Source organism: Ahrensia sp. R2A130, from assembly GCF_000179775.1.
In the GTDB taxonomy this organism is placed as follows: domain Bacteria; phylum Pseudomonadota; class Alphaproteobacteria; order Rhizobiales; family Rhizobiaceae; genus Pseudahrensia.
Map to the genome: position 1 here is coordinate 1 of NZ_AEEB01000058.1, position 216 is coordinate 216.

Sequence of the window (216 nt, forward strand, 5' to 3'; positions counted from 1 at the left end):
GACCACGACCGTACCGTTCGTTGGTGCAGTGCCGAGCGTCGCCGTCAGAACATCGCCGTCGATGTCGTTCAAGATCACAGCACCGGAGACAGCCGCGTCCTCGTTCGTCGTCTGCGCATCGTCAGCGGCAGTCGGCGCATCGTTCTGTGGGTTCACCGTGATCGTAACCGTGGCCGTATCAGTTCCGCCATTGCCGTCATCGACAGACACAGTGAA

1 protein-coding gene is annotated in these 216 nt (G+C 60.6%); it reads right to left on the reverse strand.

From position 1 onward, the window contains the following. Window positions 1-216 (reverse strand): Ig-like domain-containing protein (locus tag R2A130_RS18615; RefSeq protein WP_040306525.1); only part of this gene is annotated, 216 nt, incomplete at both ends.